The following is a 13,117-nucleotide window of genomic DNA, read 5'->3' on the forward strand; positions in this document are numbered from 1 at the left end:
ATCAGTGATGAGTATTTTATACTGTTTCTTTACTAAGAATTTGATTATAACCTTAAAAATACCAAATGCCGTTTATAAAAACAGCATTTGGTGGAGTATTAATCAACTAACAATTATTAAAAATTAACCGCAACAGAAAATCTAAAAGCACGTCCTAAAATGGGTCTGGCCATAAACACATCGCTTGCTGCAGATGTAGTTTGTCTTGGATCCCCTTCCGTTAAGCCGATCGCATTAAATAAATTCGAAGCATCAACAGCAAAACGAAGATTATTATACTTGTAATTTAAACCTGCTCCCACTTCTTTGTAAGCCGGCAAAACTTGTTTGTTGTCCTGATTGGTATATTTTTTATCATAATAAGAAAACTGAACATAAGCTGATAAATCTTTTGTAATATCAACTTCCGGTCTTAGGTTACAGAAAAATTTAGGAATTCTTCGAGCTGTATTTCCATTGAAATCAAAAGTTGAACCATCAGCATTTGAGCCTGTAAAGTTGTCGTATTCTGGTTTTTGAACCGTAAAAGTAAACCCTAATTTTACCATTTCGTATCTTGCATTTGTTTCCACTTCAAGACCAATATTGTTTACGTCAGCAAATTTATTTTCAGAAGTTCCATCAGATAAAATATCAGTAAAGGCAACATTTTTTAAGTTCATGTGAAACAGGTTCGCATTTACAGAAAGGAAAGAATTAGAATATTTATAACCCAATTCTAATTGATTCACTTTTGTATTTTCTAGTTTGCTTAAATCGGCAGCATTGTCATAAAATGATTCTTCAATAGGTGATCTAAATCCATGACTATAACGAATATAGGAAGCCATATTATCATTGAATTTATAATTTCCTGCAGCTGTATAAGACCATTCACTCACATCATATCTCCAATACGTATAAGGATTTCCTTTTACCGTAGTTACAGCATCATCAGCAGTATTATTATCTAAAATTCCTAAATCTTCAGCAAAAAATCTTGCATTGTCTCTATAACCTGAATATTTGTCTTTATTATATCTTAAGCCTGCATTGAATGTTAAATTATCTGTAGCTTTTATTTCGGCATCTGCATAAACATCATTCAAAACTCCTTTTGTCTGAGCATCTCTTTCTAACCATGTAATTCTTTCGACACCGTTCCATGTATGATTAACTCCAGATGTATTGTCCTGAACATTTAATAATCTTGGATTGTCTGAAACACCTACTAAATACGAATTCCAGTTCCAGTATTGATTCGATTTCCAGTTAGAATAATAATACCCTGCCGTTAATTTTACAGGATCCAAATCAAAACTAAAAGAGAAATTATTAGCAAAATTGTCCATTTTTTTATGAATGTACCAGTGATCTGCTCTCATAATTAGTGCATTTGGATTTACAGTTTCTCCATTGTCAACATAGGTAAAACTTAAATTATCTGCTGTAGTATTTTGCACACCGGTTGCATAAGCATCTTGTGTCCAAGGACCTCCATTAGGGAAGATGGCATTATAATTCAAATCAATTGTAGTCTTTTTGAATGCGTTTTTGAAAGTTACTTTCTCAGAAATTTTCTTTTTGAATTCCGCTCCAATAGAATTAATTACAGGATGTGAACCATCTTCTAAATCAGCACTAAAAGTTCCTCCACCATATTGAGGCACATTCAAATGACTGAAATTTACTGATGTCAATGTACCGTAATTAGGATTGAAACCGTCTATTCCTTCAATTTTTCCGTTATTACTTTTTAAAGGAATTGGTAAATAGAACGTATTTCTGTCGTCAAGATGTTTAAAATTGATTCGCAAATAATTATTGTCGTCAAACTTGTAGGTTAAGTTTCCTTTCACCTGACCGCCTTTATTTGCTGTGAAACCAGTATCTCTTACTCCATTATCGGCTCTGTAAAAACCTCCAATGTTAAAAAACAATTTATCCTGAATCAAGGCACCTGATAAATTCAAATCGGTTCTGAACATACCGTAATCAGAAGTTGTAAATTTCGCTCTTCCCTGAAAATCATTCTGACCTGTTTTAGAAATAAAATTGATAATTCCTCCAGGAGCATTGTTGGCGAAAATTGAAGCCGAACCTCCTCGTACCGCTTCCATCTTACTTACCGTTTCATCTAATCTGTAAAAAGTATCCGCATTGGCAAATTGTAAAGCGCCATCTTCAAAAAAAGGTAATCCATCTTCCTGAATCTGAACATATTCGTAAGCTCCTGCTGACGGAATTCCTCTTGCAAAAAGGTTATTTCCAATTTCTCCTCCTGAAGCTTCTACCACAAACCCAGGAATGGTCTGAAGTAACGCTGCTGTACTTGAAGGCGCTCTGTCTTCGATTGCTTTTGCGCCTAAAGTTGTTATAGCTACACTAGATTCTAGTTTGGATCTGGGAGTTGATGATCCTGTAACGACTACTTCTTGTAAACTTTGCGATTCTGATTCTAATAATAGATTTTCTTCTAATGACTCTCCTTCATTAACCGTAATCGCTTTTTCGAAAGTTTTATAACCTACATTGCTTGCAACAATGGTGTAGGCTCCCGCAGTAATATTAGAGAATTTGTAGCCTCCGTTTTCGTCTGAAATGACGTTTTTGTTCGTTCCTTTTAAGGATACATTAGCACCCGGAATCGTTTGTCCGCTTTCGTCGAATACTTTTCCGGAAACTGTATTTTTTTCCTGAGCCCAACCACTTACAGGTAAAGAAATAAGGCAAAACATTAAAAAGAATAAGCCTCGATAGCAATTAATCTGTTTCATAATTTTTCTTTTTTTGATATTAGTTTTTTTTTAGAGAGGTAAACTTAACAACAAATTAACAGGAAAGTAAGAATTTTGAACCGAAAACGTTTTCGAAAACACCTAAAACGTTTTCGAAAATTATTTTTTTAGGGATACTATTTATTTTTAGTACATTTATTTTATGAATGATACAAAATTAATAGATATTGCATCGGCGTTAGGTATTTCTGTTACAACCGTTTCAAAAGCTTTAAAAGGTTATACAGATATTAGCAAAGCAACGCGTGCACGAGTGATTGAAATGGCAGATAAAATGAATTATATGCCCAATTCTGTTGCCGTAAATCTTCGTACTAATGAAACCAAAACAATAGGCGTTATCATTCCAACGACTGTTCATCATTTTTTTTCGATTGTTTTAAATGGTATTTTAGAAGAAGCCGAAAAAAGAGGGTATCTGGTTATCATACTACAATCAAATGAAAAGTACGAACTCGAAAAAAAACAGCTCGCTTTACTTTTGCAAAAAAGAGTCGATGGAATCCTGATCTCGCTCTCGAACGAAACAGATGATTTCTCGCATATCAACGAGGCGATTCGAAAAAAAACACCTGTCGTTTTATTTGATAAAATTGCCAAAAGAGTCGATTGCTCGAAAGTTATTATTAATGATGCCAAAGCTGCTTTTGATGCGGTTTCTTATCTTATTAATAAAGGATTTAAAAAAATAGCCCATTTTAGAGGGTCTTATATTCCGCAAAATTCAATTGATCGTTTTTTAGGATACAAAAGAGCTCTTGAAGCACACGGTATTGAATACGATTCAAAATTGGTATATGTCTGTGACAACAATACTGATTTTGAAGACGGGTACGAAAATGCTCAAAAACTCATGACAGAGCATCCTGATGTAGATGCTATTTTTGCTATTACTGATTTAGTGGCCATAGGCGCTATTAAATATTTTAATGAAGCAGGTATAAGAACTCCAGAACAAGTGGCAGTTTTTGGCTTTAGTAATTGGTTTATGAGTACCGTAATTTCGCCTAAATTAACCACCATAGACCAGCCTGGATATGAAATGGGACACAAAGCCGTTTCGATTTTAATCGACGAAATTGTGGATACTAAAGAACTCCGACCTGTAAAACATCAAATTATTGAACTGCCTACACGAATCATTGAGCGAGAATCTACGGTTAGATAGATTTTTAATTCTAACTTTACGCCATCATTCTTAAAAAGCATTCATGTTTCCGATTCCTGAAAATACTGATTTTTTATTGGCTAATGCCGAAAGTGAAAACTTATATCTGAAACTGGTTGAGCAAATCAATAAAGATTTTAATCTGGCCAATGAAGGAATTGATTTTCCGATGAGTATTTCTCCTGATGAATTGAAAATTCAGCTTCATGAAAAAATCTACCGAATGATTCAGTACAAATTTGCTGAATACCTCAACTTACTTTATATCATTGATGTCTCTGAAAGTGAAATAAAAAAACTTGACGGCTCAGATTTAGTAATCCTGGCCGAACAAGTTTCATTTTTGATTTTAAAGAGAGAATGGCAAAAAGTCTGGTATAGAAATCACTATAAATAAGACACTTCCCCGCTTATCTAACTGTACTGGTAAACCACTTTTCCAAATTTATCCGCTTCCAGATTATAGGTCTTTGTAATAAAATCAGATAGAGAGTCGCTAGCCGTAAAAACAGAATCGATCTTCAGCTTATTTGTTTTATAGGTTTCCATTCCTGTTACCAAATCCTGAGTTGTTCCTAAGCAGTTCCCTATAAAACTTACATTTCGCATCATTAAATTAGCGATTAACAAAGGTAGATTTACTGGTTTTATATTCTTTATTTTATCCGATGACTGATTAAAAATACCACAGGTCAGATAACGTGCATTCAAATTTAATTTGGTTGATAAAATATTCAGATACGTGTCTGAAAAGGCATCAAAAACGACATCGAAAAGTAATTTTTCCGGAATATTTTTTTCTTTAACTGAGAAAACATTTTTAATAAAAGGAAAATGAGTACGTACTATTTGAGTGTTTTTTCCTGAATAAGATAAACCATAAACATTGCAATCCAGGTTCCAAAGCGCATTTAATAAAAAGAAAGACGTATTGGATGTAATGGATGTTACCAGTACATTATCTCCTTTTTTTATATTGGCTTTTCTGATCATTGCATTGGCGGTTTGTGTTCCTATACTAACTGCTCCGGCTTCGACACTGGAAATATAAGACGGAACTTTTATTAATTTGCCCCAATGATAAATTTCGTATTCTTTGCTGGAATGATTAGACGGAATTCCTGGTATGGCTCCGTTTTCTGCTTCAGGATAAAAGCAATTTCCTATTACTAAATCGCCCACTGCCAAAGTGGTAACATTTTTGCCAATAGCCGCTACGTGCCCTGCAAAATCAGATCCGATAGGGTAAAAAGTATCGTTTTTTTCAGCATTTAATTTTTGCCACGCACCTTCAATAACACCTAAATCCCTGTAATTTAAAGAGAAACTTGTCTTTTTTACTAAAACAAGATTAGCATACAAATCCGAATCAGCTTCAAAATCAGGAGCGTTTCCTTCGATGAAAGCAATAGGAATTTTTAGATTATCAATTTCGATTAAGTGTTTTTGGTTGTCTTCGATTTTATCAAATAAAGAAGAAGTTACTACTGCTAATGCTCTCATAATGTTAGTTTGTTAGTGCTGCTTTTTCTTTAAGCGGTTTGTTTGTATGCAGTTGTTTGCTGTAATATTTATACAAATAATCATAAACAACCATTTCGTGTGCTCTTTGTTTGGTAATAAAAATTCGGTTACAAATCATGTGTACATAACTTATCATGATATTGTAAAGCGGTGTCGGAAGGCGGTCTTCACTACTAATTCTTTTTATTTCGGCAACAGCACCAGCATTCTTTACTGAACGTTGATTAAGAATATCGGTTAAAGGCTCATACATTTCCTCAATATTGTTTCTGTCCAGGAAAGCTTCAATTTCGGCTTCATGACTAACAAACATCTCATTGATTTGTTTGTTCAGTTTTCCAGAACGATTAAATTCTTTTCCAAAACTGGTTTTTGCCACATTAAACAATTTGATTCTTCCTTCAAGACTGATATTGAAATCGTCTAAAAAGTGATCCATAGACAATAAAGCAAACAGCCATCTGATTTTTTCTCCGGAATCTCCCTCGATCATATCAATAAACTGCAACGTACATTCGCTGTCATTATGAAACAATGTTTCGGTTTCTTCGATAGCTTCGTAACCATATCTTTGCAATTCTCTTAGATAATTATCTGTTTGTGTTTTCCAGATGATTTTCATTTTTTCAAGAGGCTCAATATGTGTTTTCACGATTTGGATACACTCTGTAAAAGAGTCGCTGTTTTTTAACAAAACACGGAATCTGATATGGTGTCCCTGAGCATCATGATAGCGGATAAAAAACCATTTATCGATTAAATCATTAGACTCTAATTCCTGAACAATTGGGTTTATGGCTCTGTTCAGCACCTCTTCGCCTGCTCTTTCTCCGCAATAAAATTTATAATAAAGCCATTTTTCACCTATTGAGAAAGAAGGAACAACATTCGCTTTAGACTCTTTTGATACAAACTGAATGGCATCTGCAACGGCAGGTTTCTGATCGACATTTCGATGTGCGGTAAAGATCATTTCGTTGCAATACGTTCCTGTTATAGTATCTTCAGCAAATAAAAATTCTTTTAACTGGATAAATCTTTCTCCTTTAAGCATATAATAAAAAACATTACAGCTTAAATCATTATTGAAGTTAATCAGGACTTCATTATCGCCCTGAGTGAAATATACCAGATCAGGTATGTTTCTTTGCTCACGGAAATTTCGGATAAATTCGATGTTTTTTGATTCGCCAACAGCCAAAATACTTTCAATTTCAGTTTTATTGATATTCCAGGTAGCTCTGCTTAAAACGGTATCTTTATAGGTTACTCTGGGTAAAAAGTCAAACTGATTTTGAAGCACACCCCAATTAAAGGCAAAGCCAAAAGTATCTTGGTTTTGCAGATCACATAGAAAATGGTAGATAGGCAAAGCATTCGAACCAAAATTATGAGCGTTACTTAGTCTTGGAATAATTTCTTTATTGAGTCTTTTAGAACGCAAAACGATTTTTCCAGCTTTTACAGAAACATAAAGGTCATCAATCATAATCTGATTCTCTTTGGCTACAGAGGCATTCCCTAAATACGGAATTTCATACGCTCTCTGGAAGTTTCGGTATAAAATATTTCCGGTTCTCGCCTGAGGTAAATGCACGATTTCAGCAACAATTTTATCCGGATGTAATTGACTTTCGACAGCAGCAACTTCATTACACAAATCAAAAATTCTGGTATCTAAATGGCTGAATCGTCCAATTAATCCGTTAGCTGATGGCCCGTAAATTGTTTTCAGATTGATTTTTTCAACTCCATTTTCATGAAAAACATTTACAAAAGCTGAGAAAGTGTCTGGATATATCGCCTCGTTTTCTTCAAATTTATTTACTTCTTCATCTGTAATTTCGATAGACTGAAGGTTATTTTTTGTAGCCTGAATCAGTTTTTTGAAAATAAATGTTTTTTTGGCATCCATCGAAATCTGATTCACATCAGACTGTCCGGCATTGATTTGCAGATCATCAACCAAAGGGGCTTTTGCTCCGGATTGTCTTCCGTAGCCAATCCCGATATCCGGATCCAGCACACTTACTAATGGCTGCTCATACTCTTCGAAACGCTCCTGGAATTTTTTCTTAAATTCATTTAAATTAGCATTGTCAAACTTTGATTGTAGTCTGTTTAAAACACTTAAAGCAGGACGTAGATTTTTTAGTGTTTTAAAGCTAACCGAACCATTTTCTAATTTTCTGAAACTATCAACCTGAAATAATTTTGAAACATCAACATGGCTAAGTTCCTCGTTTACTAATTCATGAATTTCAGTATATAGAGCAGGATCGTTACTATTATTTGTATCAAGGTAATTGATTTTAGATTTTAGATTTGTAATAAGTTCTTTGATGACTTGTGCTTCGTAAAAGTCAAATCGTTTTTCTGAAAACACTTTTAATAATTTATCCAGATAATCTTCGCCAGTTATCGTAAACTCCAGTTCGCTAACGATAAATTGACTTTGAATAAGTGTATTGATAAACTCTTTGGCATCTTTTTCTGTAATTTCATCCGAAACCAGGTGATTAACCAATTCGCTTAATAAAATTCCGTTTTTAGCTTTCTCGAAAATTTGCTCCAGGTAGTCACTGATTTCTACCTCAGAAATTTTGTGAAAACGAACATTATCCTTAAAATAATATTCTACATAACGGTATTTATCAAAAACGGTGTAAATGGAGTTGTTGCTATGGTATTTTAAAACACCTTGGATAGCATCATTTTGCAAGATAACAGGCAAAAAACTACCTAAGAAATACATGTCGAATTTCGTAAACCTGCCAAAAGTGCTTTCGGCAATATTTAAGCTGGTTTCCGGTTTTATATCGACTGCTGAGACTGCTGCAAACATTCCGAAAGGCGTGCTTCTGTTAGCCAATCGGGAAACATATTTGTATAAAGATCCTTTTAGGTTTTTCAGTTCTTCTTCAACCTGAAAAGCTTCTCCTTTTTCCCAGGATAAAAGTGCTTTGTAGATGTTTGGTGAACCAATAAATAATGCTTCTCTGTTTTCTTTTTTAGAAAAGATTTCCAGGATCTTCTCCCACGTAATATCCACTTGTTTTTCTTCAATTGGAGTTCTTACGATAGCCGTTTTTGTAAAAGAGTAATTTTTCATTTTTTGTTAAATTTTCCTTATTAAACAATTATATTATTCCACATTTTATAATAGTATTCTTTTTGATTCATAAGCTCTTCGTGTGAGCCTGACTCTACGATTTCCCCTTTTTTGAAGGCGTAGATAACATCTGCTTTTTTGATCGATTGCAGCTTGTGTGCGATGACAATGATTGTTTTTCCCTGTGCTCTTAAATCTTCAACCAGGTTCTTTATAACCAATTCTGATTCCGAATCAAGAGCTGATGTAGCTTCGTCAAGGATAAGCACTTCAGGATCTTTATAAAGTGCTCTTGCAAAAGCAATTCGTTGTCTTTCTCCTCCTGATAAATTGGCTCCAAACTCTCCTAAATACGTATTGAATCCGTTTGGTAACGCTTCAATAAAATCATAAGCACCTACTTTTTTACTCACATCAATTATTTTTTCCATGTCTGGATTTGATTCTCCAATTGCGATGTTAAAAGCAATCGTTCCATCAAATAACTCTACGTTTTGTGGCACTGTAGTGATTAATGAATTGATACTTTGTTTAGAGATATAATTCAGGTCGTATTCACCAATTAATATTTTCCCTTCTTTTGGAGCATATATATTTTGAATTAATGACGCAATCGTACTTTTACCGCTTCCGCTTTCTCCAACCAATGCTGTAAATTGTCCTTTTTTGATGGTCAGATTCAAATCTTTAAAAATGTATCTGCCTAATTCATAAGAGAAATCAATATTTTTAAATTTGATATCATTAAAATTATGTTTGGTCAGATTTACTTTAGATTCCATTTCTTCACGGTCCAAATCCATAATTCCGAATAAACGATCCGAAGCAATCATCGCATTCTGAATGGCCTGATTGGTTCCTATTAATTGTGCTGCAGGTCCTGTAAAATATCCAATAATAGAATAGAACGAAAACAATTCTCCCGGTGTAATTTCGCCATCAATGGTATAATAGGTTCCAACCCATAAAAGAATGATGGTGAACAGTCTTGAAATAAAATCAGTAGATGTTCTGGCAAAAATTCCGTTTAATCCGGATTTATAAATGCTCTGAAGCAAATCGATGAATTTTATTTCTGTTTTTGTTTTAGAGAACTCTTCAAGCGATAATCTTTTAACCGTACCGATGTTTTTTATAGACTCTACCAACTGCGATTCCATAAGCGCATTTTTCTCCATAATTTCGCGTTCTACTTTTTTATTTAACTTATTTGTTATTAAATAAATAGCCGCATAGAACGGAATTATCAATGAAATGATCAAAGCCAGTTTCCAGTAAAAGGTAAACATAAAAATGAAAGAAAAAATCACAATTAAAAAGTTTACCGAAATACTTAAAGCGGTTTCATTTATTAGGGCTCTAATTTTTACAGCATCTCCAATTCTTGACATAATTTCTCCAATTCGCATGGTATCAAAAAACTTTTGAGGCATGGTAAAAAGGTGTTTGTAATACCCTAAAATTAGCCTGGAATCGATTTGCTGACTCGTTTTCAAAATAAATACATCTTTAAGAACACTATATACTATTTGAAGCAACAAACAGCCTATTACAATGATACTCATTAAATTAAGCAAGCTTTTATTGCCACTTACCAGTACAAAGTCAGTAATTTTACCTACGTAAATCGAAACTGAGAAACCTAATAATGTGTATAATACAGCTCCGATAATAGCCTGAAGTAAAATGTATTTATGAGGTTTCAATAAAAATAAGATCCTTTTGAAATTTGATATTTTTTCGTTTTTCTCTTTAAAAATATCATCGTTCGGAACTAAAATCAAGGCGTAACCAGTAAATATTTGTTCAAATTCAGCTAATGGCTTTTTCTCTAATTTACCTACAGCAGGATCCATGGTAAGGATGTATTTGCTGGTTATTTTGTAGGCCACAATATAGTGAGGGAACTCATGTCCGTCTTTTTTAATAAGTACGTGCAATATGGCTGGTAACGGAATATCTTTTAATCCTTCGAATTCAACTTTTACTCCTTTAGCAAGAAATCCTAATTTTACTGAGGCTTCTCTTAACCCTAGTAATGTTGTTCCTTTTTGATTGGTATTGGCATATTGTCGGATTCTTGAAATAGGCAGGCTTAGATTGTAATGTTCTGAAATTGAAGCTAAACAAGTAGCGCCGCAATCTGATACATCATGTTGTTTTATTGCAATTTTACTCATTTTTGTTGTTATAAGGATTAAACCAATCATCTACTTTATCAAATAATAACTGGAATGCGGTTCTTTTAGTTAGAAAAAAACGACTTGTTAAACTCATTCCTTTTTTTAAATTACCCTTCGCACCATTTTTTAAGGATAAACTGTTTTTGTCCAGACTACTTTTTATTTTATAGTAAGGAACATTATTAACAATCAAAATATCCTTGCTTATTTCAATTATTTTGCCTCTTGCAAAACCCCATTGATTCGAGTTAAAAGCGTCTATCTGGTATATTGCATCTCCTCCTTCTCTTAAAAAACCTATTTCTGATGGATTAACGAAGGTTTCTACTATAATATCTTTATCAGGAGAAATCTCTACAATTGGGTTTCCGGCTGCAATGCCGCTTCCTTTATGAAAACCCTGCATATTAATTAGTTCGCCATCTATAGGTGAAATAATGATATAATTATTTTCCTCTTCTTTTAATTGCTTTTGATTCGAATGAATGCTTTTGTTATCCTGACTTAGTTGAGTGTATTCTTTTTGCCAGGATAATTCGGTTTGTTTGATTAAGTTAATCCGGTCATTTTTAATTTTATCCAGATCCAGTTGTGCTTTTTCAAATTCTGATTTAGAAATAACTTCCTTTTGATACAAATGTTCCTTTCGATTAAAGTCGGATTGAGTGTTTTTAATAATAACATCCAGATTATATAATTCCTGTTGATGTTTTAAAAGCTCTCTTTTGTATTGATCGGATTGTATCTGATTGTAATTTCGGTGAATCAGATTCTTTAAATCATTTAAGTAAAGGGAGTTTTCAGAACTTTGAACAGTATTTAGATTTTCTCTTTCTTTTAATATATTATGATCTATTATTAGTAAAGTATCCCCTTTTTTGATTTTTTGATTCTCATCAATATTAAAAAAGGATATTTTACCACTTATTGGGGAATAAAGTGTAAGTTTTTTTTCTTGCGGAATTATGTTTCCTCTACTGGTCGTATAAATATCTATACCTATAAAAGGAAGAGAAACAATTGCTATTAAAAGTGCCACGAAGGTAATCACAAATAAAAGCGATGTTTTTTTATTGTGCTTAATAATATGACTTTCAACTGTACTGTTCAAAATCTCTTCTGGAAAAATTTCACTGTCGCTCATTTCTTTAGTATTAAATTGTTTGACAAATGAACCTAATATTTAAAGAAGAAAAAAATGAAAAAACCCTATTTTTATAAAAAATCGCATTCAAAAAATATTATAAACACTTGATTAATAGATGTTTATTTTTATTTTGAAGTGTTTTGGGCAAATGCTTTTGAAAGTGGTGTTTTTATGATTTTTAGCAATGAAAATAGCGCTATGGAACTAACCAATAGCGCTATTTTTCATTATAGTCTATATTTAGACTCAATGTTACACCTCAAGTAATGTTATTACAGTTATCGTAAAGCTTGGGAATATTATGGTACTCGCTCCACCTTCTACGTTTTGTAATTGAGTTTCATTTAATTCTGCAACAGCTACTTTGTTAAAAGCCAACTTGTTGTTTACGTTTTGTTTTTTCATAATTTATTTAGTTAAGGGTTAATTGGATTAGTCTAACATTTTGTCGATTACAATACTGATTGTCAATCCGATGATGATTCCCGGAGTGATTCCACCTTCTACAGCTTGTAATTGGTTGTCATTTAATTCTGCAACAGCTACTTTGTTAAAAGCCAACTTGTTGTTTACGTTTTGTTTTTTCATAATTTATTTAGTTAAGGGTTAATTGGATTAGTCTAACATTTTGTCGATTACAATACTGATTGTCAATCCGATGATGATTCCCGGAGTGATTCCACCTTCTACAGCTTGTAATTGGTTGTCGTTTAATTCTGCAACAGCTACTTTATTGAAAGCCAACTTATTGTTTACGTTTTGTTTTTTCATAATTATTTTTAGTTAATAGTTAAGGGATTAGTCTAACATTTTGTCGATTACAATACTGATTGTCAATCCGATGATGATTCCAGGAGTTATTCCACCTTCTACAGCTTGTAATTGGTTGTCATTCAATTCTGCAACAGCTACTTTATTGAAAGCTAACTTGTTGTTTACGTTTTGTTTTTTCATAATTATTTTTAGTTAAGGGTTAATTGGATTAGTCTAACATTTTGTCGATTACGATGTAGATCGTAAGTCCGATTACGATTCCTGGAGTGATTCCACCTTCTACAGCTTGTAATTGGTTGTCGTTCAATTCTGCAACAGCTACTTTATTGAAAGCTAACTTGTTGTTTACGTTTTGTTTTTTCATAATTATTTTTAGTTAATGGGTTAATTGGATTAGTCTAACATTTTGTCGATTACGATGTAGATCGTAAG

At 33.1% G+C, this 13,117-nt stretch carries 12 protein-coding genes; 2 read left to right on the forward strand and 10 right to left on the reverse strand.

The window, feature by feature from the left end; translation table 11 throughout:
* Positions 1 to 116: 116 nt before the first annotated feature.
* Entirely contained in the window at positions 117 to 2,756 is a 2,640-nt protein-coding gene (locus tag GON26_RS16255) for a TonB-dependent receptor (protein ID WP_160375827.1), read from the reverse strand.
* Between the two features lie 163 nt (positions 2,757 to 2,919).
* On the opposite strand from GON26_RS16255, the gene GON26_RS16260 reads away from it, so the two are divergent.
* The gene (locus tag GON26_RS16260) at positions 2,920 to 3,945 is read left to right on the forward strand and encodes a LacI family DNA-binding transcriptional regulator (protein ID WP_160375828.1); all 1,026 of its coding nucleotides are present in this window, start codon (positions 2,920 to 2,922) and stop codon (positions 3,943 to 3,945) included.
* Between the two features lie 43 nt (positions 3,946 to 3,988).
* On the forward strand, positions 3,989 to 4,342 hold the full coding sequence (locus GON26_RS16265) for a hypothetical protein (protein ID WP_160375829.1): 354 nt from the start codon (positions 3,989 to 3,991) through the stop codon (positions 4,340 to 4,342).
* A 17-nt stretch (positions 4,343 to 4,359) separates the two neighbouring features.
* Here GON26_RS16265 and GON26_RS16270 read toward each other — a convergent pair whose 3' ends face one another.
* From GON26_RS16270 to GON26_RS16310, 9 genes are all read right to left on the reverse strand, one after another.
* Positions 4,360 to 5,448, reverse strand: coding sequence for an alcohol dehydrogenase catalytic domain-containing protein (locus GON26_RS16270; RefSeq protein ID WP_160375830.1), 1,089 nt, complete (start codon positions 5,446 to 5,448; stop codon positions 4,360 to 4,362).
* Positions 5,449 to 5,452: 4 nt separating this feature from the next.
* Positions 5,453 to 8,581, reverse strand: a complete 3,129-nt coding sequence (locus tag GON26_RS16275; RefSeq protein WP_160375831.1) for a lantibiotic dehydratase — start codon at positions 8,579 to 8,581, stop codon at positions 5,453 to 5,455.
* Between the two features lie 20 nt (positions 8,582 to 8,601).
* Entirely contained in the window at positions 8,602 to 10,761 is a 2,160-nt protein-coding gene (locus GON26_RS16280) for a peptidase domain-containing ABC transporter (protein WP_160375832.1), read from the reverse strand.
* The gene (locus GON26_RS16285; protein WP_160375833.1) at positions 10,754 to 11,908 is read right to left on the reverse strand and encodes an HlyD family secretion protein; all 1,155 of its coding nucleotides are present in this window, start codon (positions 11,906 to 11,908) and stop codon (positions 10,754 to 10,756) included. The genes GON26_RS16280 and GON26_RS16285 overlap by 8 nt, the downstream gene beginning before the upstream one ends.
* 255 nt (positions 11,909 to 12,163) lie before the next feature.
* Positions 12,164 to 12,316 (reverse strand): class I lanthipeptide, encoded by a 153-nt coding sequence (locus GON26_RS16290; protein WP_160375834.1) that lies wholly within the window; start codon positions 12,314 to 12,316, stop codon positions 12,164 to 12,166.
* A gap of 27 nt (positions 12,317 to 12,343) precedes the next feature.
* Entirely contained in the window at positions 12,344 to 12,499 is a 156-nt protein-coding gene (locus GON26_RS16295) for a class IIb bacteriocin, lactobin A/cerein 7B family (RefSeq protein WP_160375835.1), read from the reverse strand.
* Positions 12,500 to 12,526: 27 nt separating this feature from the next.
* Positions 12,527 to 12,682, reverse strand: a complete 156-nt coding sequence (locus tag GON26_RS16300) for a class IIb bacteriocin, lactobin A/cerein 7B family (protein ID WP_160375835.1) — start codon at positions 12,680 to 12,682, stop codon at positions 12,527 to 12,529.
* Between the two features lie 27 nt (positions 12,683 to 12,709).
* Complete coding sequence (locus GON26_RS16305) at positions 12,710 to 12,865, reverse strand: class IIb bacteriocin, lactobin A/cerein 7B family (protein WP_160375835.1); 156 nt, start codon at positions 12,863 to 12,865, stop codon at positions 12,710 to 12,712.
* 28 nt (positions 12,866 to 12,893) lie between these two features.
* Positions 12,894 to 13,049 carry a class I lanthipeptide gene (locus tag GON26_RS16310; protein ID WP_160375836.1) on the reverse strand — a complete coding sequence of 52 codons (156 nt, stop codon included), beginning with the start codon at positions 13,047 to 13,049 and terminating at the stop codon, positions 12,894 to 12,896.
* Positions 13,050 to 13,117: the final 68 nt, after the last annotated feature.

The organism is Flavobacterium hydrocarbonoxydans (assembly GCF_009789235.1).
Lineage (GTDB): Bacteria > Bacteroidota > Bacteroidia > Flavobacteriales > Flavobacteriaceae > Flavobacterium > Flavobacterium hydrocarbonoxydans.

Excerpts from the sequence above, each read along its gene's own strand:
- GON26_RS16255 (WP_160375827.1), bottom strand. The coding sequence starts at position 2,756 with ATGAAACAGATTAATTGCTATCGAGGCTTATTCTTTTTAATGTTTTGC.
- GON26_RS16300 (WP_160375835.1), bottom strand. The coding sequence starts at position 12,682 with ATGAAAAAACAAAACGTAAACAATAAGTTGGCTTTCAATAAAGTAGCT.
- GON26_RS16265 (WP_160375829.1), top strand. The coding sequence starts at position 3,989 with ATGTTTCCGATTCCTGAAAATACTGATTTTTTATTGGCTAATGCCGAA.
- GON26_RS16310 (WP_160375836.1), bottom strand. The coding sequence starts at position 13,049 with ATGAAAAAACAAAACGTAAACAACAAGTTAGCTTTCAATAAAGTAGCT.
- GON26_RS16295 (WP_160375835.1), bottom strand. The coding sequence starts at position 12,499 with ATGAAAAAACAAAACGTAAACAACAAGTTGGCTTTTAACAAAGTAGCT.
- GON26_RS16290 (WP_160375834.1), bottom strand. The coding sequence starts at position 12,316 with ATGAAAAAACAAAACGTAAACAACAAGTTGGCTTTTAACAAAGTAGCT.
- GON26_RS16260 (WP_160375828.1), top strand. The coding sequence starts at position 2,920 with ATGAATGATACAAAATTAATAGATATTGCATCGGCGTTAGGTATTTCT.
- GON26_RS16280 (WP_160375832.1), bottom strand. The coding sequence starts at position 10,761 with ATGAGTAAAATTGCAATAAAACAACATGATGTATCAGATTGCGGCGCT.
- GON26_RS16275 (WP_160375831.1), bottom strand. The coding sequence starts at position 8,581 with ATGAAAAATTACTCTTTTACAAAAACGGCTATCGTAAGAACTCCAATT.
- GON26_RS16270 (WP_160375830.1), bottom strand. The coding sequence starts at position 5,448 with ATGAGAGCATTAGCAGTAGTAACTTCTTCTTTATTTGATAAAATCGAA.
- GON26_RS16285 (WP_160375833.1), bottom strand. The coding sequence starts at position 11,908 with ATGAGCGACAGTGAAATTTTTCCAGAAGAGATTTTGAACAGTACAGTT.
- GON26_RS16305 (WP_160375835.1), bottom strand. The coding sequence starts at position 12,865 with ATGAAAAAACAAAACGTAAACAACAAGTTAGCTTTCAATAAAGTAGCT.